Below are 23,801 nucleotides of genomic sequence, written 5' to 3' on the forward strand. Positions count from 1 at the left end.
TTTAACAGTGTCGAGTTACAAAAGGCTCCTGTTCCTACATTATAGCAAAAGGACACTAACGCCGCGAATTGTTCATCAGTTAATGAAACTGTAACCGCGCGTTCAACAGCATTATCAAATTGTCTTAAGTCTTGGCAAAGAAGTTCTTCTGCTTGCTTTTCAGTGATTGTCATGCTTTTGTGAACAAAAGGTTTTCCAGCACTGTTTGTATGTCCATAACCTATTGTCCACACCCCAATGGCATTTTTATAGGCGTTCAAACGCAAACCTTCCCATTGTTTAATAAGTGCTAGTCCTTCTGATGATATTTTTTGCATGTGATTCTCCATAAAAAAAGCTCCGCAAAAAGCAGAGCTGGATTAAAAAATTGACATCTTTCTCATTCGGAAAGATAGCTTGTTAAAATCTATGTAGCATATAAACACAGATGTTTGTTGTCAAAAAAACACTATATTTTATAAAGTGGTTAGATTCATTAAAAGACAAACAAGCGCAAAAGAAGGTTGCTGCACGTATTTTTCGCCTTGAATATGGTCTTTTAGGTGATATGAAATATTTTCGTGAAATTGGAGAATTAAAACTAAATCACGAACCAGGCTATCGTGTTTATTTTTTCAAATAAAGATAAAGAGATTATCTTATTACTGAATGTTGGTGATAAATCTATACAACAAAAGGATATCGAAAAAGCTCTTCAATTAGTAAAGAAAATAAAACATGGAAATTACTAAATTTGATGCAAGTGAATATTTTAATACACCTAAAGATTTTATTAGAGGATGCCTTCATAGGAGCAAAAAAATCTAACAGATATGTCTTATAAACAAGCCAAGATCGCTTTGTTTTCTTTGAAAAAAAAGCAATGCTCGCAAATGAATCAAGCACAATAAGAGCAACAAACGGCGGTGTGAGATGGACAAAGAACAGCAGAATGTTTTCAAGCAAGGTTAGGGAAAGTCACCGCATCTAATGTCTACAACGTACTCAGTAAGACAGCAAAAGGTTTGCCTACAAGCAAATATGAAGACTACAAAACGAAACTCATGACAGAACGCTTAATAGAGGAAATAAGTCAATCTTATACAACACCTGCTATGCAATGGGGCATTGAACATGAAGAGAATGCCTTAAGAGAATATGAATTCATTTATGACGCAGAAGTCACAAGATGCGGGTTTATCCCACACCCAAAAATGGAAATGGCGGGGGCTAGTCCTGATGGGTTGATTGGAGAGGACGGTTTAATCGAAGTCAAATATCCACAATCAACCACGCATTTGCGTTTTTTTATGTATGACGAAATCAAACCAGAATATCACGCACAAATGCAATTCCAAATGGCATGCACTGGACGCAAATGGTGTGATTTCATGAGCTATAATCCAAACTTTGTAGGCAAATCTACTGGTTTGAGAATGAAAATAGAACGCATTCTCCGTGATGAGAAACACATTGAAGAGATTAATAAAGCGGTCGAAATCTTTTTAGGGGAAATAGAACAAGAGATGCAAAAGATTTTGACAAAAGCCGCTTAAACCTATGGGGGTGCTCTCTCCTTCTCCTCTTTCCTAAGCACCCCCACCCATTTAATTAATATAAAAAAGAGAAAGGTAATGAGATGATATTTGATGATGGAGATAGATGGGAATTTTAAAATAATATAAGATAAAGTTCTTATATTATTTTAAGAATATAATTATTATGTAACGACACGTGAGTGTGTACAGCTTTTTAGTGTATCCACAACAACGATTTGCAATTGGGTGCTTCAAGGGGGTGTTTTCCGGAGCCATATAAGCTAGGGAGAGCAGTGAGGTGGAGAAAAGAAAGAGATCTTAACCTTCACTCCAAAGAAAAATAAGGAGCAAATAAAAACAAATTAGATAAAATTATATAAACTGTAGAAGGTGGTCTAAAAATGGCTATTTAAAGAAAAAATCTATATATTTGAATATATTAAAGATACAAAATGGTGCCCAAAAGAGGACTCGAACCTCCACGCCTTACGGCACAGGTACCTGAAACCTGCGCGTCTACCAATTCCGCCATCTGGGCTCATAAAATTCATCTAAGCGCATGACGCAATTCTGTCAATAAAATTATAGAGTTTATTTTTTCAGCTTAAAACGATTGAATTGAATTTTTGGGGAGATCATGATTTTAGAAGTTTAAGGTGTGAGGACTTTCTTTGATAAAATTGTTGAATCCGGATTAAATGTGTAAATAATAGGAATACCGGTCGCTAATTCTTGAGATATAATTTCCTCACCGGAGAGACCTTCAAGCGCCATAATAAGAGCACGAAGAGAATTTCCATGCGCTGCGATTAAAACAGTTTGGGAGCGCAAAATATGAGGCTGGATATGGTAAAGATAATAAGGCCAGATGCGCGCACCGGTGTCGCGTAGGCTTTCTCCATTCGGGGGTGCAATTGTATAGGAGCGGCGCCACATTTGCACTTGCTCTTGCCCCCATTGTTGGCGTACTTCATCTTTATTTAAACCAGAAAGATCACCATAATTACGTTCATTTAATGCAGGATTTTTTATCACTTCTAAATCTGATTGTCCCATTTGCTCTAAAATGTGCTGAGCGGTTTTTTGAGCACGCTGTAAGGTTGATGTATAAGCGATATCAAACTTCAAACCATATTCTTTCAGTTTTTTTCCTGCTGCTATCGCTTCGGCATGACCTTTTTCTGTTAAATCAGGATCTTTCCAACCGGTAAAAAGGTTTTTGAGATTCCATTCACTTTGTCCATGACGAATTAGTGTAAGTATGCGTCCCATTATGCATTGCCTCTATTCTATTGATTGTTTAAAATTCATCGTTCAATCCCAAAACATCGAACATTGAATAAAGACCGCTTTCATGATTTTGTGCCCATAAAGCTGCTTTTAATGCGCCATTGGCAAAGATAGAGCGTTCTTGCGCTGTATGTGAAAGAACAATGCGCTCATTGGAGCCGGCAAAAATGACACTGTGTTCTCCAACAACTGTCCCACCACGTGAACAGGAAAAGCCAATGGTGCCTTTTTTGCGTTTACCTATATGACCATTGCGTTCGTTGACACGCACATTTTTAAGCATAACATTGCGCCCTTCAGCTGCTGCTTGGCCAAGAAGAAGGGCTGTTCCAGAAGGGGCGTCAACTTTGTTAGCGTGATGCATTTCATAAACTTCGATATCAAAATCATCGGCTTCTAATGCTTTAGCAGCTTTCTTTACAAGGTTGGCTAAAAGATTTATTCCAAGGCTCATATTTCCGGATTTGACAATTGTTGTATATTTCGCAAAATCTGCAATTTTTTCTTCTTCTGTTTTGTTAAATCCTGTGGTGCCAATAATATGGACAAGGCTTTTTTGAGCAGCGTAGTTAGCATAAAGAATACTGGCTTCTGGTTGTGAAAAATCTAAAATACCTTCTGTATTAGAAAAGGCATTTTCGGGATCGTCAGTGATACCAATCCCAAGAGAATCTGAACCAATTAAGGCACTGGCATCTTTTCCTACAAACGGTGAGCCTTTGCGTACAAGAACAGCACAAAGTTCTACATCTCTCCTCTGCTGGATTGCTGTAATGAGTTCACGTCCCATTCTTCCATTTGCACCAACAACTGTAAGGCGCATTTTTATCTCCTTATAATACTTTACTGTGCAGTATAGGCAAATTCTTGCCTTCTTTCCAATGGTTCTTTTTCTTTATAGAAAAATTTTTTTCCTGCTTTAATTTATCTTGTTATGCTGTAAAATACTGTTGTTTAGAGCAAGTGATATAAGATCTGCAAATTTAAATAGAGATGTTTTTCGTTAGAGTGTGTGATGAATATTCCTAAGTAAGGTTTGCTTATGTCACCTAAAGGAGATTGTGTATTACTTTACGCTTTTGTTTCTTTCGTTCTTTAAGGGGGGAGCGTTCTTCATGCAAAACAAGACCTCCAAAACAAAATACACCTATGTGGTTAATTCATGCGCTTTTCTTAAAGAAATATTTATCAATTCTTCTAAACTTATTTTATGATAGTGCTCGTGAGTGGTATCACGAGAGAGTATCCATGAATAATATAACATCTATTCTGCGCCACTATCTTTATGCTTCATAAATAGAGAAAATTAGCATTATCATACGTTTTGTTAGCCTTTAATGTTTTAATAATTCTTGGCACTTAGGCATTTTCATTCTTTTCTTTAATATTCTTTCATTTACCAATTCCATTTGTGACGCATAAGAAAGCGATTTTGATTGTTTTAAATGTGATGAAGGTAATGAGAAAAAGGTATTTGGAATTGATGATTAAAGTAAAAAAACGATTATTTATCATTGTATATCAATATGTTACCCATAAATAAAATCACGTAAAAAGGGGATAAAAACAAGGGGCTAACAAGAAGTTGGATTGTTTTCACACGAGAGTTGGTCGGATTCTTCATCTTTTAGGAAAGTCAGTTTAAAAAATTGTTATGTTGTAAAAACGCATGATGAGGATTTTTTTATTATAGAGCAAATAGTATATATGTTATGCAATGCGTTTTTTCATATATTGGGGAGACTTGAGGATAACATGCGTTAAGTATTGTTATTTTATTTGCCTAGCTTCTAATGATGCTACAGCTCTTGTATTTAAAGAGAGTCGTTAAAATGCTTTCTTAAATATTTTTTATTCCTGTGCTAATCTTTTTTTGTGACACGATAAGAAAGTATTTTTTTTGATTCAATTATAATGGGTCTTATTCCCTGTTGAATACGATTATAAATCATTATATCGTTTATACGCATGCATAAAAATTCATAAACCTATAAATATCCTTTAGATAAAATATCACTTTTATTTTTGTTTGTGAGAGAAGGCTAGAAATCAAGATCTGCATAGTGAGCACTTGCAACAATTCCGCGGACGCGATCTGTTAAAAGAGAACGAAAAGAAGGGCGTGATTTTATTCTCATATACCAGTCTTTGGCAGCAGGAGATTGTTCCCAGTCAATTTCCCCTAGAAAGTCAAGTACAGAAATAGAAGCTGCTGCTGCTAGATCTGCATAGGACAAGGCAGAACCGACTAAGCTATCGCGAGAGGCACAGAGCCAATTGAGATAGTTCATATGTGGTAAAATATTGGCACGTGCATTGCGTAAAATTTGTGAATTAGGAGCACCACCGCCAATGGCAAGTGGCATTTCACGTTTATGGATTCGTTCTCGTACGATATGGCGCGTTGCTTCATTTTCGAATTTATTTAAGAACCAGTCATTGAGACGGCGTACTTCTGCACGATCTAAAGGATTTTCCGGAAAGAGCTTATTTTCTTGTCGTAAACTTCCATGTGTTTCGTCTAAATATTCGCAGATAACAAGAGGACCTGATAATGGAACCTCGTGTTCATCGAGAAAAACAGGAACATGACCAGCGGGATTGAGGGCTAGAAATTCGTGTCTTCTTGCCCATTCATATTCTTCAATCAGTTGAGTGGTTACACCATATTCCCCAAGAATGAGGCGTATGAAGCGCGAGGCAGCGGATAGGGGAGAGTGAAAAAGTGTCAGCATAATTTACACTATCAAATAGAGTTGAAGAGAATTCTTTCAAGTAATCATTTTTATAAAGATGCTTGACTAGAAGTACAAGATCATTAGCAGCTGCTAGTAATTATAATTAATAAATTGTTAATGACTAGGAATTGTTCTCTTATGCGATGGTTTGCAAAATGGCAGCACGTAATTCTTCTAAACCGATAGCTTTTTCTGAAGAGGTTACAAGAAGCTCAGGATAAGCTGCTGGGCGTTTAAGAAGCTTTGTTTGTGTGCTCATAATTAATTTTTCCAAGGCATTTGATTTGATTTTATCGCTTTTTGTCAAAACAATTTGATAAGAAACGGCTGCTTTATCAAGGAGAGCAAGAACATCTTCATCATTATTTTTGATTCCGTGCCGTGAATCAATCAAGATATATACACGTTTTAACGTTGTGCGCCCCCGTAAATAGCTAAAAATCAAATTTTTCCACTCATCAACAAGATTTTTAGGAGCAGCAGCAAAACCATAACCAGGCATATCTACTAATGCTAGAGGGGGAAGGTCTCCTAGTTGCCCACTGAAGCCATCGGGGACAAAATAATTAAGCTCTTGAGTCCGTCCTGGTGTATTTGAGGTACGTGCTAAGCTTTTTTGTTGAACGAGTGCGTTGATTAAAGATGATTTTCCAACATTGGAACGTCCTGCAAATGCAATTTCTGGTGGTCCTTCGGGGGGGAGAAAGCGTATTGCTGGTACACCACGAATAAAAATCCAATTGCGAGAAAAAATTCCAGAAAGGGAAGAATCTCTTGTCATTCACGCACTTCTTTTTTGGGTGATCTTCTCCAGATGGCTTTCAGATTATCAAAAAGCTCAATTTTAACTCCTTGGCGCTTCATCATGATACCTTGCTGAATGATTGATAATATATTGTTCCATGCCCAATAGATGACGAGACCAACAGGGAAAGAGGCGAGCATAAAAGTAAAGACAACAGGCATCCATGTGAATATCATCGCTTGGGTTTGGTCTTGAGGAGCGGGATTCATGCGCATTTGTAAAAACATCGTTATTCCCATAATCAAAGGCCATGCACCAATCATAAGAAATGTTGGCGTTGTATATGGCAAGAGACCAAACAAGTTAAAAAGAGAAGTTGGATCGGGTGCCGCTAAATCTTTAATCCAGCCAAAGAAAGGGGCATGGCGCATTTCAATGGTGATATAGAGAACTTTATAAAGAGCAAAGAATATTGGGAATTGAACCAACATCGGCCAACAGCCTGCAAGGGGATTTATTTTTTCGGTTTTATATAGTTCTATTATTGCCTTTTGTTGTTTGGTTTGGTCATCGGGATACTTTTCTTTTATTTCTAGCAACCGCGGTTGTAAAAGCTTCATGCGTGCCATAGATTTATAAGATTTATTGGCTAGAGGGAAAAGAAGAGTTTTTAAGAGCACTGTGACAAGAAGGATGGCTATACCAAAATTCCCTGTTTGTTTATAAAGAATATCAATGAGGGAAAACATTGGTTTGGTGATGAAATCAAACCAGCCCCAATCAATTAAAAGAGCAAACTTTTTGATTTTTAGGTCATTTTGATAACTATTAATAATTTCAACTTGTTTTGCACCAGCAAAAAGACGATTTGTAACAGTTTTTGTTTCATTTGGGGCAATCGTTAAAAGCGACCCTAGCAAGTCAGACTGATAATGTGTTTGCAAACGATCAAAATAAATAAAACGGCTTGTATATTCTTTATTTTGCGGGGGAATAACTGCTACAGCCCAATATTTATCGGTAATACCAATCCAACCTCCTGTTACTTTGGAAAAAGTCACGCTCTTTTGCCCATTATCAGGATTTGGGTCAAGCTCTGCTAAGGTTTTATATTTTTCAGTTTTGAGCGAATCTCCAGCAATACCTATCATACCTTCATGAAGTAAATAGGTTGCATTTGTATGTTCTGGTGGTGCAGCACGTGCAACGCGGGCATAGGACGAGAGATGTATTGGTTGATCACTTTCATTGCTGATAGAATCCTCAATGGTAAACATGAAATGATCATCAACAGAAAGGGTCCGTCGGAAGATTTGTCCCTGTCCATTATTATAAATTAAAGTGATAGGTGTTGAAGGAGTCAGGATTGTATTGTTTCCCTCTACTTGCCATTTTGTATCCGATTGTGGCAAGGCTTTTGCTGGCAAAGACGCACTTGCAAAACCAAATTCAGCAAGGTAGGTCGTTTTGAAACCTTTAGGGTTTAGCAAATCGATTTCCGGTGATTTTTTATCGACTGTTAAACGATATTTTTTGAGGTGAAGATCATCAAATTGTGCACCAACAAGATTAATAGAGCCTTCCAGTTCATTGGTTTGGATCGCAATACGCTCTGTTTTGGCCAATACAGCTTTCCGGATTTCAGGTGTCATTGGCTGTTCGATGATAGATGTTGCTTGATGCGTTGAGGTATCGTCAGAAAAATCCGTCGTGGTAGTAGAAAGGGCTGATTGTTGTTTTGACAATTGCTGTGTGATGACATGTTGTTTTTGTAACTTTGCTTGTTTGGGAGCAACATGAAGAAATTGCCATGCGATGAGCACTACGAAAGATAAGCCAATAGCGATAAAGAAATTGCGGTTATATTCCATCCGTACACCCTTGTTGTTGTTGCTGATGTTTTATTTTTGGTTTTATTCGCCGATTTAATTCACTAATCAAGGATGTAAAAGGCGCATGTAACACATCACGGTACGCTACAATGACATAATCTGTTCCTGCTTCCATGTGGTTTGTTACACCAACTCTCACGGCTTCACGCAAGCGCCTTTTAATACGATTACGTTTCACAGCATTACCGTTTTTACGAGTAACAGTGAAGCCTACACGTGCAAAAAGAGAATCTTTTCTTTCTGTTGTTTGTTCACGAGATTTAACTTCGAGCAAAAATAAAGGACCACGTCGTTTTTCTCCTGTACGGGCAGCCAAAAAATCTGCTCTTTTGCGAATACGGCAGGGATGTTTTTTCTTCATAAAAGAACATTTCGCAATTTCACTAAATGCCTGCAAGCAGGCATTAGAGGTTCATAATGAAAGTTTCACAACGAAGAAATGATGAGCAATCCTCAAAGGTTGTGAAAATTTAAATGGTTAGGCAGAGAGCCGCTTACGTCCACGAGCACGTCTTGCAGCAATAACTTTACGTCCTCCAGCTGTGGCCATGCGTGCACGAAACCCATGGCGGCGTTTACGGACAAGTTTAGAGGGTTGGTAAGTACGTTTCATTTATTTAAATACCGCGGAGTGCGGCCCTTCTTAATCTTCGTTTTACGAGCAGTTATGCGCGAGAGGGATAATTTTATCCTATCATACGGCTGTTAACCCATAAGGAAAAATATAAAAAAAGTCAATCTTAGATTGTTTTTCTCTTTCTTGAAAGAATACAAAACACCTTATAACTGTCTGTGACACTTTTTTACAATACTGTAAGAGTGTTAGAAAATAACAATTGAATCTACAGAACGTAAATGGCTAGGGCGTTAAAGAATTAAAGAAAGTGTGACTGATTACTGTATGCTCAATTTAAAATATCCTTTAATATTAAGAGTTTTTTTTTACAAAATTTTTATCAGAATATTCATTAAAGTGGTTGTAGCACAAACATGATTAATAGGATTTATATCAGATTCTATGTTTGAGCTTCTTTATTTAAGGATGGTTTCATATTTTTAAAGAGAATAAGATATAAGTAATGTATACTTTATAATGCTGAGTAAAGTAGAAAATTATCAGGTGATAAGCCTGTAAGTATTTTTTGTTCTTATGCTTGTATTTGCTGGTATTTTTATAGAGAGGAAAGAACGTGGATCCTATCACAAGTGAAGCTGTCCGCAACGTATTACGTACAATCAAAGGACCAGATCTTGAAAGCGATATTGTGTCGTTGGGTCTTCTTTCAGAAATATTGATTGCTGATGGTAAGGTTTTCTTTTCTATTACAGTTCCTGATGGAGGTGTGCAAGAATGGGAATCATTGCGTCGTTCTGCTGAAAAGATGGTATGTGCCTTGGAAGGAGTGAAATCTGTTGTTGTCACACTTACAGCAGAAAAAACAACAAAGGCAGTACCTAGACGGAGAGCAAATCTCTTACCGATCAAAATGCCCATAGAAGGTGTGCGGCATGTGATTGCTGTTGCTTCTGGAAAAGGAGGGGTAGGAAAATCTACGATGGCAGTAAATATCGCTTTAGCTTTACAAGATTCTGGTTTCAAGACGGGGGTGATGGATGCTGATATTTATGGTCCTTCGTTGCCACGTTTGACAGGACTTGTTAATCAAAAACCACAGCTTATTGGAGAAAAAAAGATTCAACCTCTTGAAAAATTCGGACTTAAATTGATGTCGATGGGATTTTTGGTTGAGGAAGAAAAGCCGGTAGTATGGCGTGGTCTTATGGTTATGGCAGCTGTAACACAATTGTTACGAGATGTTGTATGGGGACCTCTGGACATTTTGGTCGTTGATATGCCGCCCGGTACAGGGGATGCACAATTAACGCTTGCTCAACAGGTACAATTAACAGGTGCGTTGGTTGTCTCTACGCCCCAAGATCTTGCTTTAGTGGATGCGCGTAAAGCAATAGAAATGTTCATGAAAGTCAATGTTCCTATTTTAGGACTCATTGAGAATATGAGTTATTTTATCGCTCCTGATACAGGAAAACGCTATGATATTTTTGGCTATGGTGGTGCACGGGCAGAAGCGGAACGTCGAGAAGTCCCTTTCTTAGCGGAAATACCGCTTGATGCGGCTTTAAGATTTTCTTCAGATGAGGGGGTCCCTATTTTTGTTGCTAAGCCTAGTGAAGAGCATGCTAAACTATATCGTAAAATTGTTGATCAAATAAAAAATCAACTCTTTTGAATGTTTTTTTAAGAGAGTTTATTAAAACACAATCATGAAAGACATAAAAATAGTTTCTTCTTTGTAAGGAGAAGTTTTAATGTGAGAATGGAGTATATTAGGTTAAATAAATAAAAAATTATTCATGCGTTTGGATAACCTGAAGGGGACACAAATTGAAGAGTTGGAGCCGTGAGGTAGAAAAAAATATTGGACTTGAGGCTAAAAGAAGAAGACAGAAAATAAAAATAATTTAGAAAAATTGTAAAAGGTTGTAAAAAATATTTTAATAATCAATTTTTTCAGGTGTAAAAAAGCATTTTTCGATGTGAGTTTTCTTGATATACATCTTCAACATTTAGTTTTTTCTTATTGAGATGATAAAAATATTGGTCAAGTCTTTTTAGAAGCATTCATTTTTTGCAAAGTAGCCTCAAGAGCGGTTGTTAAAGCATTCCTTCCCCCTTGATGAGAAAAGTAATCTGACAAAAATTCATTTGTTCCACCCTTTGTTGAAAACTCTTTTTCAAGCAGTGCAAAATCGAGAAATGCAGAATGATCCGTTGCTGTAATTTTACGCATTTCATCCGTAAGATTTCCAAACATCATAGTAAGGAATTCTGCTGATTGCTGTTTTTTTAACCCTTGTGTTATAAACCATTGATGGGCAGTTTCTATAAAATTAAAATATACTCCCATAAGTGAACCTGCTGTCATAAAAAGATTAAACTGCTCTTCCTTATCCAGCACTAATGTGCCCCCCAATGCATCAAATAAAGTGCGTAAAAAGGGATGATCGGGATAGATTGGTGTCAAATTTTTGCATTCTGCAACAAAAGGTAATGGAACAGCACGATAAACTTTATGATTAATCCACTCTTCTATTTCTGCTACTTTTGCCATAGCAAGTACGGAAATAACCAGCTGTTCTGGACGAAAACAAAGAGAGCGCAAAACGTCTTCTGCAATTTGATTGGGCAAGCAAAGAAAAACACAATCACTAATATCGAGCAACGCTTGGTTATTTTCAGCAATCATAACCGTATCATAGGTGCGTGAAAGGCGCTCTGCTGTTTGTGCATTGCGAGGCGAAACAACAATAGAAGAAACATCAAAGGTGCTTGTCATTAAGCCATTCACCATTGAAGCACTGATTGTACCCGTTCCTAAAAAGCCAAGTTTCATTTCTATTTCTCAGTTTTATATTTTTAAAGGAATCTCAATCAACATTTCAGGTGTTTTAACTAACATAAACGCTAATTGAAGAAGCAACACATAACATAGCAAGAATAATCAAGCCCAAATAGATTTTAGGCTTGTCAAAGAGAACGGCAAAAGCAGAAAACCAACCAACAACAGCTGCGGCTAATGCAAATAAAAAACCTGGTTTATTCATAAGCACAATATGCATTGCCATTAAACCACCAATAATGAGCGCTCCAAAAATAATGAGTAAACCTGTTGCAAACTTTTCGTAATCATCCATATTTTGCTCCTTATAGCGCTCAATTATTACACACTTTTTAACGCATATGCACATAAAAACGAAATGTTTTTTATTGAATATGGTTAAAACGGGGGTTGTCTTTTATTGATCAGATGTAAAAAATGCAGGGATATGCTGTGGCCAACGCCAAGGTAAAATTGCAACCAAATCAAAGCGTACAGACAAAAGGGCATAATCTTTTTGCCGTGCGAGCCAAATATCGGCAGCTGCTTCAATTCGCCTTTCATTCATTCGGGAAACCGCTTCCATTGCTTCAGCCAACGTTGAACGTGCTTTAACTTCAACGATTAACACAAGATTTCCGCGTCGTGCAATTAAATCAATTTCCCCACATTTTGTTTTAAAACGCCTTTCGGCAATGTGAAACCCTTTGCAACGTAGCCACCAAGCTGCCAATTTTTCTGCACGTACCCCTCGATAAAAAGACTTTTGTCTGCGTTTTTTTTGTATCATTTTATGCATTTTTTAAAAAGATTAATCGCTGAAAAAGTTCCTGCTTTTTTAAACCGGTTTTTTTTGCAACAAAAGCTGCCGCTTGAGCAGCAGAATATGTCCGTGCGCGTTCTAGTAGCATTTCATCAATTTCTTGATCACTTATCACATTTAAAGAAGAAGATGATTCTCCTACAACTACAACAATTTCCCCACGAATATGTGCTTGTTTTCTGTAATTTTCCAACAAGTTCCCCAAATTGGAAACATCTACTGTTTCAAACTTTTTTGTTAATTCACGACAAATGGCAGCAGGTCGATCAGCCGAAAAAAGTGTGACCATATCCTGTAAAGTTTCAACAAGACGATGCGGTGATTCATAAAAAATCAAAGTTGCTGGAATCTCTTTTAATTGTTCCAACCGTTTTCGGCGTTGTAGCTTTCGTGCACTCAAAAAACCTGCAAAAAAAAAGCTATCAGTAGGAAGCCCTGTCGGTATAAGAGCGGCTAAAAGAGCGGATGCTCCAGGAATAGGAATGATTTTATGACCAGCTTTACGGGCCTCTTCCACCAATCGAAATCCGGGATCAGAAATAAGTGGTGTTCCGGCATCTGAAACAAGTGCTACTGTTTTGTTTTCTGCTAAAGCCGCTAAGAGCTTTGGACCCGCTTTTTGCGCATTATGTTCATGATAGAGAAAAGGTTTTTTTTGAATACCGTAACGTTCTAACAAAACACGTGTTACTCGCGTATCCTCACACGCTAAAATATCAATTCCTGCAAGCACTTGCAAAGCACGAAGCGTAATATCTGCAAGATTTCCGATAGGTGTTGCCACAAGATAAAGCCCTGATTCTATAACGGGTGCAGAATAAGCATGCGCACCTATAAAATATGCTTTTTCACACATGCTCTTTTCTTTTCATTAAATTCTCCTCACCACAAGATTTTTATCCATACTCATAAGCCATTTTGGCTTATTTTTTACCAGCACATTTTTTATCATTACAAAGGCTTACCTTACTCGAATAATCGATTACACTACAATAAGATAATTTCATATTTAACGTCTTAATTTAACATTATTATCTATTTTGGTCCGCATTATTTTTTCCAGTAAAACAAATTCCAAATGTAACCAATATTCTATCAGCCCCATGATTTTCTATAAAGTTTTTCCTTCGAGAACCAAAAAACAATTTTACCCATGTTATCATCTCATGCTTGGTTATGCTCTTTTAAAAGCTAAGCTTTTTAGATTATTTTCATAATGCCGATTTTTCAAATATTCTATTGATATCCAAACTGTTTTTCTGAGCAAATATAAACAGCCTCTTTTGAAGCACAAACAGTTAACTGGCAGCTGACTGTATTGTTATTGATTAAATATAAGCTCTTATCAGCAAAATACTTTATTTTTTCATATTCTCTATAGCTTTAACAGTATAATGAGTACCTTAGAAACGTTTAAGGCTAATTTTTATCTTAAAGATTTGATTTGTAATGGAAAATTTATTATTTTGCCTATTAATTAGGAGCTTTAAATATCGTAACATTATCTCAGCTCTTCTTATAGTCATTAATCAAAATTATTTTCGTGCATCTTGAAACTTTCTCAAAGCAAAGATTATCGCATCATTGGGGATCGCAGAGAAAATGATGCTGCTAGCTTGTACTTTTTATCTCGTAAATATAGAACTGTTCGTTCACAGGAGTGTGTTATACCTTTTTCGGATAGTGTCGCGAAATAATTGTTTGATATGAGAGCTATCTCTTAAAAACAAGCCCATGATTGAACAACACAAGTCTGCTTTAATTTTGGATACCTTATTTTTTTGAAGGATATGCTCCTATAAAAAAACTTAAGTAATAAAAGCGGGGACAATACGTTATTTCTTCTTTTTAGAGGATATTGTGATGCTTTTGAAAGTTTAAAAACCAAATGGACAGATGATAGTAAAGAGGAAAACAGGTTTTTTCCTTTCAGGTTTCATATTCTTGCTAAATGAAACTGTATTTTCGTTTCAGAGATTACTCAAATAGAATATGCAATATTTTTGCTCTAGCTACAAAATCTGGAACGGCGTGCAGAGCTTTCATTCATCTTAATCTTTCTTTTAAATATACCACTATGTTCAATTTGGATGTTGATTTACAAGCAACAGCGAAAGCACAAGCTTTATAAACAAACAACTCTATAAAACGCGTCATAGAGTGGTTATGAAAGCTATTTTGGTTTTTATCAGATGTTTTGCTAATAGCGATAGTCTCCATGGCTTGGTATCTGCTTATTCTTACGGTATTTGCATACATTCATTGCAGTATATTGGTAAAGGGCAGTATATTGGTAAAGGTTAGATGCAAGGCGATTATCTTTAATGCAAAAATAAAAGGTTAATGTAAGATTTTTTCGTGTCATTATCATTAGAAACATAAAAAGGGCTTGAGCAAGCATGCTCTTTATCTCTTTATCTCGCAATGTTTTTTCTACATTTGTTTGTGGTTTTCTTGAGTGAGCATTACTTGCCAAGTGTAGGAGAAAAAATAAACTTGAAGTGTACCTCCGTAGGTTTTGCTCTTGGCTAGTTAAAACGATTGATGTTTCTTATGAGAGGGCTAAAAGCATTTTGGATCATGTGGGAGAGGGGGTAAAGTAGAACGGGCTTATTTTCTTTCAGATTTTCGAGAACCGCGGTTTTTCCTTTATTGCAGAATTTTCAAGAATATATTCATTATTGTTTTGTTATTTAGATAAAAAAATTTTGATAAAAATATGTTATGTTTTTCTATTGAAAAAAGTCATGCGGTGAAGAGAGTATTTTATATGAGAATAGAGTTCTTTTTACATTGTGAAAGAACGTATGAAGGAAGGTGATTGATAGATTTCTGATCTGGGAAATATTTTTATTCAATGTGTTTTGTATATTTCAATTTTAGGAAAATGAACAATGATTACATATTGGGATAGAAGGGGCCCTCATTACCTTGCGGACAGATCCAAGTGATATTTTGGTTTGGATCTTTGATATCGCATGTTTTACAATGTATGCAATTTGAAGCGTTGATCATATAAGTCAGATGATCATTATCCTCTAGCCACTCGTAGACAGCGGCGGGACAATAGCGTGTAGAGGGTCCTCCATAGATCGCATATTCAGAGTCTTTTTGTTTTTTTAATGAGGCTATTTTTAAATGACAAGGTTGATTTTCTTCATGATGCGTATTGGAAAGGGCAACACTTGAAAGGCGATCAAAGGTTACAACGCCATCTGGTTTTGGGTAAGAAATGGGTTGAAATTTTTCTGCTGGTTCAAGGCATGCATAATCTTCCTTTCCATGGGAGAGTGTTTTAAATAAGGAAAATCCGAACAGTTGTTGCCACCACATATCAAAACCAGCAAGTTTAATTCCATATTTTGTCCCATATTTTGCCCAAAGCGGTTTGGCATTTCGCACTTTATAAAGATCTTTTCCAATGAGCCCTTTTCGCCATTGTTCTTCGATTTCTTTAACCTCATCATGGGCACGCCCTTGTGCAAGAGCGGTAGCAATTTTATCGGCAGCTAATATGCCAGATAAGATGGCATTGTGTGATCCTTTGATACGAGGAACATTGACAAATCCAGCAGAGCAGCCAATAAGCGCCCCACCAGGAAAGGTGAGTTTTGGTACAGATTGCCAACCTCCTTCGCTGATAACACGTGCACCATAGGAAAGACGTTTTGCGCCTTTAAAGATTTTATAGAGTTTTGGATGTGTTTTAAAACGTTGAAATTCTTCAAAGGGAGAAAGGTAAGGATTTTTGTAATCTAAGTGCACAACAAAACCGACAGAAATGATATTGTTTTCTTGGTGATAAATAAAGCCACCGCCACCGGTATTATTGTCTAAGGGCCAACCAGTGAAATGTTGTACTAAACCGCGTTGGTGTTTGTTGGGGGCAATTTCCCAGAGCTCCTTGAGACCAAGACCAAATTTTTGTGGTTCTCGATTTTTGCTAAGATTAAAATGTTGTATCAGTTGTTTTGCAATTGAGCCGCGTGCTCCTTCCGCAATCAGAGTATATTTTGCCAATAAAGCCATCCCAGGCATATAATTTTTTCCAGGGGTTCCATCTTTGTTAAGCCCCATATCTCCGGTGAGAACACCAATAATAGCGCCGTTATCTTTTTGGATGATGGGTTCTGTTGCTGCAAAACCAGGATAGATTTCAACACCCAACGCTTCAGCTTTTTTGCTTAGCCAGCGGCAGACGCTCCCAAGCGAAACGATATAACATCCGTTATTTGATAAGATTTTAGGGTGCAAAATATTGGGAAATACTGTGGACTTTTGAGGCTTTAGAAAAAAAAATTGGTCTTGTGTGACAGGGGTTGTGAAGGGATGGTCGTTATCATTTCGCCATTCTGGTAAGAGTGTATCGATACCAATGGGGTCAACAACTGCGCCAGAGAGAATATGTGCACCAACTTCGGTCCCTTTTTCAACAATTGTGACAGAAAGCTCAGGATTAATTTGTTTAAAACGAATTGCGGCAGAAAGCCCTGCAGGTCCTGCTCCGACAATGACTATATCAAACTCCATACTTTCACGTTGGTCATGCAGAGGTGCTTTCATGGCTTATAAAGCTTTCTCCAATTCTGGAATAATTTGGTGGAGATCACCTACAAGGGTGTAATCGGCAATTTGCATGATGGGAGCTTCTTCATCTTTATTAATGGCAACAATAATTTGTGCATCCATTATACCGGCTACATGCTGGATTGCACCAGAAATGCCAACGGCGATATAGAGTTCAGGGGCAACGACTTTTCCTGTTTGTCCAATTTGCCAATCATTGGGAGCATAGCCTGCATCCACTGCTGCGCGGCTGGCACCTAAAGCAGCATTTAATTTGTTTGCAAGAGGAAGAAGCAGGGCCATAAATTTCTCTTGAGAACCAAGACCACGCCCGCCTGATATAATAACACGTGCTGAGGTGAGCTCAGGACGATCACTTTTGTTTGTCTCTGCTTTTACGAAAGAAGAAAGATTTGGATTGGGAGCTGGTGTTATTGTTTTAATGGGAGCAGAATTATTTTGGGAAGGCGTTGGGGTGAAAGAAGCGGTGCGAACTGTTATAATCTTTTTATAATCATTGGTGCGGACAGTTTCAAATGCATTGCCTGCATAAATTGGTCGTTTGAAGGTATTGGGTGAAAGAATGGCGGTAATATCTGAAATTTGCATAAGATCAAGAAGAGCTGCTACGCGCGGCATCACATTTTTCCCAGTACTGCTGGATGCTGCCATGATCACATCATAATCATTTGCTAACGTGAGAATTGTATCTGCCATAGGCTCGGCAAGTTGATGGGCTAAATAGTCTGCTTTTGCAATAAGAACTTGCCGCACACCATTAAGTTTAGCACTATTTTCCGCTATCGTTTGAATTTTTTCTCCGCAAACCAGAATATCGATATCATTACTGAGTACGCGTGCAGCGGTGAGTGCTTTTGCTGTTTCTTCTGTATTATGATCGGCCAATAAAAGAATTGCCATAAGTTTTTGCCCTTTTATGTGAGTGTTGCTTTTACTCTAGTGGTGAGAATATTAAATGCAGTTCTTCTGTTTTAAGGCTCTAACAAGTTCTACTACATTTGCCACTTTTATACCGGATTGACGGGGTTTTGGCTCTTCAACGCTTAAAATTGTTAAGCGTGCTTTCGTATCGACGCCAAGATCAGTAAGAGATTTTTGTTCAATGATTTTCTTTTTTGCTTTCATGATATTGGGGAGAGAGGTGTAACGCGGTTCATTGAGCCGTAGATCGGCGGTCATAACAATGGGAAGGGGAAGACAAAGGGTTTGTGTTCCATTATCAACTTCACGAGTAACTGTAGCATGCCCATTTTCTATGTTAAGATGTGAGGCAAAAGTTGCTTGTCCCCACCCAAGAAGAGCAGCGAGCATTTGTCCTGTTTGGTTGCTATCGTCATCAATTGCTTGTTTTCCTAAAAAGACCATATTAGGTTTTTCTTCATCAACAATGGTTTTGAGAACCTTAGCAATTGCTAAGGGTTCAAGTGTTTGATCCGTTGTGACAAGAAGTGCGCGATCAGCTCCCATTGCAAGTCCTGTTCGTAGAGTTTCTTTGGCTGCTTCTGGGCCAATTGAAACAAGAAGAACTTCTGAAATTTTACCGGATTCTTTTTGGCGAATGGCCTCCTCCACGGCTATCTCATCAAAAGGATTCATAGACATTTTTACGTGAGACAGATCAACGCCTGTATTATCAGGTTTGACGCGTATCTTGATGTTATAATCAACAACACGTTTGACAGCGACAATTATCTTCATAATGATCCTCTTTGTTTGTACGTCATAAGTTTATAGCAATACTCATAAGAAACCAAATTGTTTAGAATGAAGTCTCAATTTATAACTTGTGTTCTCTTTCATATAAGCTTTTTTTACGTTTACTTGTACTTTCTCGTCGTCATTTTCAATCTTCATATTTTTGCATTGCCATAATTGCCCTATTTGCTTGAATAAAAAGTAAAAAAATCAATTTGTCTTGTGAGAATATTTTTTTAGTTCCTTATGCTTTGTTTATGATGGTGCAATAGGTCCTTTATGCAATGAAAAATTAAGTAAAAAAGATAAAAATGGGGGAATGATTTTTCTCTTCAAATCTTGAATACAGAAAAATTAAAGATCTTTCTTTCAAATATTTTAGATAAAGATTGGGGAAAATATTTCTAACAAAAAAGTTTTTGGGAGTTCTTAAAGCTCTATTTACTAAAATAGAGCACACTTTCTCATCATTTGTTGCGATTCTTTTCAAAAAGGTTAATGAGGGGTAGGCGTTTGTGAATACGAAGGGTCATACGATCGGCCAGGCGACCAAACAGGTTAGGAACGATAAAGTCGTTTCTTTTGTTGAACAGAAAGAGAGCATGGATACTTCTGTAGAAGTAACGATGTCGGATATTGCTCAAAAATTACGCACCGTTTATGCGCAAATGCAAATGAAGCATTCGCCTCGTTCTTTAATGCAGCAGAGTTCGGTAGAAGAGCATTTTAAATCTTACTTAGATGATATTAGTCGGGCCATTTTGGCTGAACATTATATACGTCGTCAAAGAGAAAAAAAGCTTTTCCAGTCTTTAGAGCAGATTAAAACAATTGTTCAAAGTTTGCAGAGTGAAAAAAAAAGCTTAGAAGAAGCAGCGGTAACACGACGGGTGTCTCGTTCAAAATCACCTGATTCTGTTGTACAAAAACTTGCTCACATGGAATGTGAGGGAAATCAAGAACGCTTATTACTTCAAAAGGTGCAAAATTTTTCGAAAGAAAACAGCATAATTTCACTCCAAACAAATGTTGAAAATACGGTGCAGCAAGAAGATAGAAGCCCTTTGCCCAGTGATGCTCTGAAATCTTCTTTTAAAAAGGTTGAGGGGGTAGTGGAGCATGCTGTGATAGAAGAAAAAGGTATGATGGGTGCTCAGGCATCTAATCATTGTATTGAGAATGATTTTTCTTCTTTAAGGACGCAGTCTCGGGAACATGTGTCGTTTTTATCTTATTTGCTAAAAAAAGGTGTTCTTTGTTTTTTAACCGTTGCATTTGTGGTAGCGATAACGTTATGTTTTTATAGCTTTTTAAAAGGAGCTCGTTTTTTTTAATTTTTATGATGTTGATGTTAATAGATGTGAAATGTATTGCGCATTCGTGTTTGTGCGGAAGCTATAGCAACTAAAATTATCCTTTTAAACACGCAACAGAGATTATTGGAAAAGAGGATAATTGGAGAAGGATTCTCTAATTGTAAAAAAACCTCAAATTATCTTGAAGGTTCTGTAAGTGAGTATTTATTTACCAATTGCTGAAATGTCACTCAATATGCTGATCTTGATTGGTATGGGAGTCGTTGCTGGTTTTTTTTCAGGACTTTTTGGAATCGGTGGTGGGTTTCTCATCACGCCATTATTGATTTTTTATAATATTCCTCCTGCTATTGCTGTTGGAACAGGTGCTAACCAGATGATTGCGTCATCTGTAACAGGAGCAATTACACATTTTAGAAGACGTACGCTCGATATTAAACTTGGTATTCTTTTGGCGATTGGAGGAGGGATTGGTTCTTTAATCGGGATTCAGGTTTTCTCTGTTTTGAAAAAGTTAGGTCAATTAGACTTAATGATTTCGCTTCTTTATGTGATTCTTCTTGGAAGTGTAGGAAGCTTGATGATCGTTGAAAGTTGGTATGATATGATGCGCAAGCGTAAGGCAGGAAAAGCCAATATTCGTCTTGCTGGTCGACATAATTGGATTCATCGCTTACCCTTAAAAATGCGTTTTCGGACATCTATGATATATGTTAGCATTATTCCAGTTTTAGGGATTGGTCTCATTGTGGGGTTGTTGTCTTCTATTATGGGAATTGGTGGGGGGTTCTTTATGATACCAGCATTGATTTATCTTCTGCGTGTTCCAACCAGTGTGGTGATTGGGACTTCACTTTTTCAGATTACATTTGTGTCTTCTTTCACGACAGTTTTGCAAAGTATGACTAATCAGTCCGTTGATATTGTCTTGGCTTTTTTGTTAATGCTTGGAGGAAGTATTGGTGCGCAATATGGAACACGGGTTGGACGGAAGTTAAAGGCTGAACAATTGCGTATGGCACTTGCATTTTTAGTGTTGATTGTGTGTATGCGTCTTGCTTTTCAATTATTTATACGCCCTGATAATCTTTTCTCTCTGGATATTCTTATGAGATAAAAATGGGTAGATTATTTTCTTTATACATCATTACAGGTTGCTTTTGTTTTATTTCTTTTTCTACATGGTCACATGTTGGGACGCCAGCTACATTCATTGATCAAGTTGACCACGAAACTGTCCAAATTATTGTAACAACGAATACGATTACTGTGGATGCAAATTTTGCTGGTCGTGATCTTTATATTGCTGGTGTTTTGGAAAATATTGATCCGTTATATTCTCGACAGAACCGTTATGATATTGTTGTAAGCTTGGAGGGACAAGATCGGACAATGGTGATGCGAGAAAAAAAACGCAATGCCGGTGTATGGGTCAATACAGATTCTCTTATTTTTAAAAAGGTTCCTCTTTTTTACTCTATGGTCACAACACGTGAAATTGACGATATTACGAGCATTGAAGATTATAAACGCTTAGGGTTAGGATTACTCTATTTGCCATTGCAGACGGATGAACAAGATCAGAAAAAAATACAAATCTTTCGCGATGAACTTATAAAATTGCAAAAAGCTAAAAGCCTTTATTATGAGGAAGTGGGTGGGGTTCGTTTTGGTTCTGACACACTTTTCACAGCGCATTTTCGTTTGCCAGCAAATATCCCGGTTGGACATTATAAAGTTCGTGCTTATCTTTTTCGTGATGGACAGTTTATTGATAGTGCAACAACGACTCTTGAAATTGTTAAAGCACATATCACCTATACAATTTTTTATGCAGCGCACAAGTATCGTTTTTTATATGGTATTGTTGCAGTGATTATTGCTATTACTACAGGATTTTTGTGTCGTTTGATTTTTCGAAAAGATTAACGCAAGGAAAATGTTAAGGCTTTTATTTTTTATGAAAAATTCGTAAGATAAGAAAAATAGGCACAACAACAATAGCTCCTGTCATAGTTATATGGAAGAAATTTGTAAGCGTTATAAATCCTGCTTCCCATAGTGATTGAAAAAAATCGACTATTTTTTGTATGAGGTTTCGAGGTGTCCATCCCAAAAAATTCATTACGATACCAATGAAGAATGAAAGGATAAGCAATTTTAGACTAACGCGGCTTGATTTTTCTCCAAGAAACGCATGAAAAGAATCTAATAATTTTTTTTTTCGCTTCATTTTAATATACTTTCAAAGATCGTGTTTTTTATTGTATTATCATGGTACAGCGATGTTATTATCATAAAGGAAAAACATTTTTTTATTTTTTCTTACTTTTTTGAGTTTATCACCTTAGTCTGGTTAACGGTGCTGGTTTTTGAAATATACACATGTTTTATTGCATTTTTTGCGATATTTTCATGGCCCTTTTTTATTAAATAAAGGGATATCCTTTTGTTTCTGAGAATTTGTAGAGAAATTTTATAACGTTTCGATATTTCACATCAGAGTGAGAGTTCTAGTATATTGAAGATTTTGTAACGAACTTATTATTGTCGTGTATAGAAATAATATTTCAAGACAGTTTACTTAAAAAAAGACTATCTATTCTAATAAGGGTGTGCTTATATAAGTATTATATTTAGATATTTCAACCTTGGTGCATTGAAAAGATCTTTTTTTCTGAAAAAATGTAAGCAATGATAAGCAATGAATTGAGTGTTGTTAAAGGAGCAAAGATATTAAAAATACGATATTGAAAAAAGTTTTGTTATGTATGTCCGCGTGAGGGAATGTCAGAGGTTTGTGGTGCCCGTGCTCCTTTTATTTGGAAATAAGATATAATTAGAAGCCGTTATTTAGTGGGGAATTATGGAAAAATTCAAAATTCCTCTTGCAGAAGGGGTAGAGGTGATTCATGTTAGCCGATGGGTGAATTTTTCTGTTTTGTTAAAATATCAAATTATTATTAGAGTTCTTCGTTATTAAGGCGCTTGAGCTAACAGGGGAGAGCCCTTTGATGGCATAAAAACGCTAGAAGAAAGAAGTGACAAGCTTGCCTGATAAGAGAGAAGAAGTCTTTGTCTTATCGCGTTCAATGGTAGACGTTGTAATATTATCAATAGATTTATGATGGGTTATGTCATTCATCATATATTAAATTGCTTTTCGGTGCATATTGGGGGCTTGTTAAGTATGGACAGGAGAAAAGGTTGGTAAGTGGTGCTGTTTGAAAGTTTTAATACTTTGTTTTAGGGGCCTATGGATCGTCTAACCTTATGATTAAGCATGTTCTTGTTGCGTGGGAAATTTATATAATAAACTTTATTTAAAAGGAAAAGTTATGAACTTGAAGAAAAAAATATTGAAAGGGAGCAGCTATCTTGTTTCTGCTTTTATTGCACTGGGGGTAGTTGGACAACAGGTTTCAGCAAAAACACCGGCTGATACCCTTGTGATGGCTTGGAATCTTGATGCAATCAGTACGTTTGATCCTGCGCAGCTCAATGATGTTTATGGAAGTGAAATTGTTCGCAATGTTTGTGATAACTTGGTGAGTACTGCGACAGATGATCCTGCAAAAATGGTTCCTGCTTTAGCAACGCATTGGGATGTTTCAGGTGATGATCACAGTACGATGATTACTTTTCATTTGCGTGATGGTTTGAAGTTTAATAATGGCAGATCAGCCAATGCCAATGATCTTGTTTGGGGTATGAAGCGGGTTGTCAAATTGAAGATGGGTAATGCGGCAATTTTTAATGAATATGGAATTGTAGAACAAAATGTTGATGATGCTTTG

At 36.9% G+C, this 23,801-nt stretch carries 22 protein-coding genes, 1 tRNA gene and 2 pseudogenes; 8 read left to right on the top strand and 17 right to left on the bottom strand.

All coding sequences use genetic code 11. The features are described from left to right. A partial coding sequence (locus ACFIK0_RS07870) for a lysozyme (RefSeq protein ID WP_375663757.1) occupies positions 1 to 317 on the bottom strand: 317 nt, incomplete at its 3' end. Positions 318 to 427: 110 nt separating this feature from the next. Here ACFIK0_RS07870 and ACFIK0_RS07875 point away from each other — a divergent pair. From ACFIK0_RS07875 to ACFIK0_RS07885, 3 genes and pseudogenes are all read left to right on the top strand, one after another. Next, positions 428 to 622: a hypothetical protein gene (locus ACFIK0_RS07875; protein WP_375631215.1), complete on the top strand. Its 195-nt coding sequence runs from the start codon at positions 428 to 430 to the stop codon at positions 620 to 622. A 295-nt stretch (positions 623 to 917) separates the two neighbouring features. Continuing rightward, a pseudogene (locus tag ACFIK0_RS07880) lies at positions 918 to 1,535 on the top strand (lambda exonuclease family protein); the annotation flags it as partial. A 165-nt stretch (positions 1,536 to 1,700) separates the two neighbouring features. After that, positions 1,701 to 1,883: pseudogene (locus tag ACFIK0_RS07885) on the top strand (helix-turn-helix transcriptional regulator); the annotation flags it as partial. Between the two features lie 87 nt (positions 1,884 to 1,970). Here the strand turns inward: ACFIK0_RS07885 and ACFIK0_RS07890 are convergent. From ACFIK0_RS07890 to rpmH, 8 genes are all read right to left on the bottom strand, one after another. Further along, a tRNA-Leu gene (locus tag ACFIK0_RS07890) sits at positions 1,971 to 2,055 on the bottom strand. A 113-nt stretch (positions 2,056 to 2,168) separates the two neighbouring features. Continuing rightward, positions 2,169 to 2,789 carry a 2,3-bisphosphoglycerate-dependent phosphoglycerate mutase gene (locus ACFIK0_RS07895; protein WP_375660938.1) on the bottom strand — a complete coding sequence of 207 codons (621 nt, stop codon included), beginning with the start codon at positions 2,787 to 2,789 and terminating at the stop codon, positions 2,169 to 2,171. 28 nt (positions 2,790 to 2,817) lie between these two features. Next, entirely contained in the window at positions 2,818 to 3,630 is an 813-nt protein-coding gene (gene dapB / locus ACFIK0_RS07900; RefSeq protein ID WP_375663758.1) for a 4-hydroxy-tetrahydrodipicolinate reductase, read from the bottom strand. A 1,219-nt stretch (positions 3,631 to 4,849) separates the two neighbouring features. Further along, positions 4,850 to 5,542 carry a glutathione S-transferase family protein gene (locus tag ACFIK0_RS07905; RefSeq protein WP_273790709.1) on the bottom strand — a complete coding sequence of 231 codons (693 nt, stop codon included), beginning with the start codon at positions 5,540 to 5,542 and terminating at the stop codon, positions 4,850 to 4,852. Positions 5,543 to 5,681: 139 nt separating this feature from the next. Beyond that, the gene (yihA, locus tag ACFIK0_RS07910) at positions 5,682 to 6,326 is read right to left on the bottom strand and encodes a ribosome biogenesis GTP-binding protein YihA/YsxC (protein ID WP_273790710.1); all 645 of its coding nucleotides are present in this window, start codon (positions 6,324 to 6,326) and stop codon (positions 5,682 to 5,684) included. Further along, the gene (yidC, locus tag ACFIK0_RS07915; RefSeq protein WP_273790711.1) at positions 6,323 to 8,161 is read right to left on the bottom strand and encodes a membrane protein insertase YidC; all 1,839 of its coding nucleotides are present in this window, start codon (positions 8,159 to 8,161) and stop codon (positions 6,323 to 6,325) included. Before yidC ends, yihA begins: the two co-directional genes overlap by 4 nt. After that, positions 8,151 to 8,543, bottom strand: coding sequence for a ribonuclease P protein component (gene rnpA, locus ACFIK0_RS07920; RefSeq protein ID WP_273790712.1), 393 nt, complete (start codon positions 8,541 to 8,543; stop codon positions 8,151 to 8,153). Before rnpA ends, yidC begins: the two co-directional genes overlap by 11 nt. A gap of 117 nt (positions 8,544 to 8,660) precedes the next feature. Further along, positions 8,661 to 8,795, bottom strand: a complete 135-nt coding sequence (gene rpmH / locus ACFIK0_RS07925; RefSeq protein ID WP_005864709.1) for a 50S ribosomal protein L34 — start codon at positions 8,793 to 8,795, stop codon at positions 8,661 to 8,663. Positions 8,796 to 9,372: 577 nt separating this feature from the next. Here rpmH and ACFIK0_RS07930 point away from each other — a divergent pair. After that, positions 9,373 to 10,434: an Mrp/NBP35 family ATP-binding protein gene (locus ACFIK0_RS07930; protein WP_375663759.1), complete on the top strand. Its 1,062-nt coding sequence runs from the start codon at positions 9,373 to 9,375 to the stop codon at positions 10,432 to 10,434. Positions 10,435 to 10,806: 372 nt separating this feature from the next. On the opposite strand, the gene ACFIK0_RS07935 is transcribed toward ACFIK0_RS07930, so the two are convergent. The 7 genes from ACFIK0_RS07935 to ACFIK0_RS07965 form a co-directional block, all read right to left on the bottom strand. After that, positions 10,807 to 11,598: a pyrroline-5-carboxylate reductase gene (locus tag ACFIK0_RS07935; protein ID WP_375663760.1), complete on the bottom strand. Its 792-nt coding sequence runs from the start codon at positions 11,596 to 11,598 to the stop codon at positions 10,807 to 10,809. Positions 11,599 to 11,653: 55 nt separating this feature from the next. Then, a complete protein-coding gene (locus tag ACFIK0_RS07940; RefSeq protein ID WP_273790715.1) occupies positions 11,654 to 11,899 on the bottom strand; it encodes a hypothetical protein in 246 nt (81 codons plus the stop codon). A gap of 102 nt (positions 11,900 to 12,001) precedes the next feature. Next, entirely contained in the window at positions 12,002 to 12,370 is a 369-nt protein-coding gene (locus tag ACFIK0_RS07945; protein ID WP_273790744.1) for a YraN family protein, read from the bottom strand. 4 nt (positions 12,371 to 12,374) lie between these two features. After that, a complete protein-coding gene (gene rsmI, locus ACFIK0_RS07950; protein WP_375663761.1) occupies positions 12,375 to 13,262 on the bottom strand; it encodes a 16S rRNA (cytidine(1402)-2'-O)-methyltransferase in 888 nt (295 codons plus the stop codon). A gap of 2,042 nt (positions 13,263 to 15,304) precedes the next feature. Further along, positions 15,305 to 16,969 carry a 4Fe-4S dicluster domain-containing protein gene (locus ACFIK0_RS07955; protein WP_375643626.1) on the bottom strand — a complete coding sequence of 555 codons (1,665 nt, stop codon included), beginning with the start codon at positions 16,967 to 16,969 and terminating at the stop codon, positions 15,305 to 15,307. Positions 16,970 to 16,972: 3 nt separating this feature from the next. Then, positions 16,973 to 17,893 carry an electron transfer flavoprotein subunit alpha/FixB family protein gene (locus ACFIK0_RS07960; protein ID WP_273790718.1) on the bottom strand — a complete coding sequence of 307 codons (921 nt, stop codon included), beginning with the start codon at positions 17,891 to 17,893 and terminating at the stop codon, positions 16,973 to 16,975. A gap of 51 nt (positions 17,894 to 17,944) precedes the next feature. Further along, complete coding sequence (locus ACFIK0_RS07965; protein WP_273790719.1) at positions 17,945 to 18,691, bottom strand: electron transfer flavoprotein subunit beta/FixA family protein; 747 nt, start codon at positions 18,689 to 18,691, stop codon at positions 17,945 to 17,947. A 512-nt stretch (positions 18,692 to 19,203) separates the two neighbouring features. On the opposite strand from ACFIK0_RS07965, the gene ACFIK0_RS07970 reads away from it, so the two are divergent. The 3 genes from ACFIK0_RS07970 to ACFIK0_RS07980 all read left to right on the top strand — a co-directional run bounded on the left by ACFIK0_RS07970 (position 19,204) and on the right by ACFIK0_RS07980 (position 21,933). After that, positions 19,204 to 20,022 carry a hypothetical protein gene (locus tag ACFIK0_RS07970; protein WP_375663762.1) on the top strand — a complete coding sequence of 273 codons (819 nt, stop codon included), beginning with the start codon at positions 19,204 to 19,206 and terminating at the stop codon, positions 20,020 to 20,022. A gap of 178 nt (positions 20,023 to 20,200) precedes the next feature. Beyond that, a complete protein-coding gene (locus ACFIK0_RS07975) occupies positions 20,201 to 21,121 on the top strand; it encodes a sulfite exporter TauE/SafE family protein (protein WP_375613503.1) in 921 nt (306 codons plus the stop codon). A 2-nt stretch (positions 21,122 to 21,123) separates the two neighbouring features. Then, positions 21,124 to 21,933, top strand: a complete 810-nt coding sequence (locus ACFIK0_RS07980; RefSeq protein ID WP_273790722.1) for a TIGR02186 family protein — start codon at positions 21,124 to 21,126, stop codon at positions 21,931 to 21,933. Between the two features lie 22 nt (positions 21,934 to 21,955). Here ACFIK0_RS07980 and ACFIK0_RS07985 read toward each other — a convergent pair whose 3' ends face one another. Continuing rightward, positions 21,956 to 22,237 (bottom strand): DUF6460 domain-containing protein, encoded by a 282-nt coding sequence (locus ACFIK0_RS07985; protein WP_273790723.1) that lies wholly within the window; start codon positions 22,235 to 22,237, stop codon positions 21,956 to 21,958. A 1,105-nt stretch (positions 22,238 to 23,342) separates the two neighbouring features. On the opposite strand from ACFIK0_RS07985, the gene ACFIK0_RS07990 reads away from it, so the two are divergent. Beyond that, positions 23,343 to 23,801: ABC transporter substrate-binding protein (locus ACFIK0_RS07990; protein ID WP_375663763.1), on the top strand; the 459-nt coding region annotated here is incomplete at its 3' end.

Origin of the sequence: Bartonella sp. CL63NXGY (assembly GCF_042194905.1) — a bacterium.
Lineage (GTDB): Bacteria > Pseudomonadota > Alphaproteobacteria > Rhizobiales > Rhizobiaceae > Bartonella.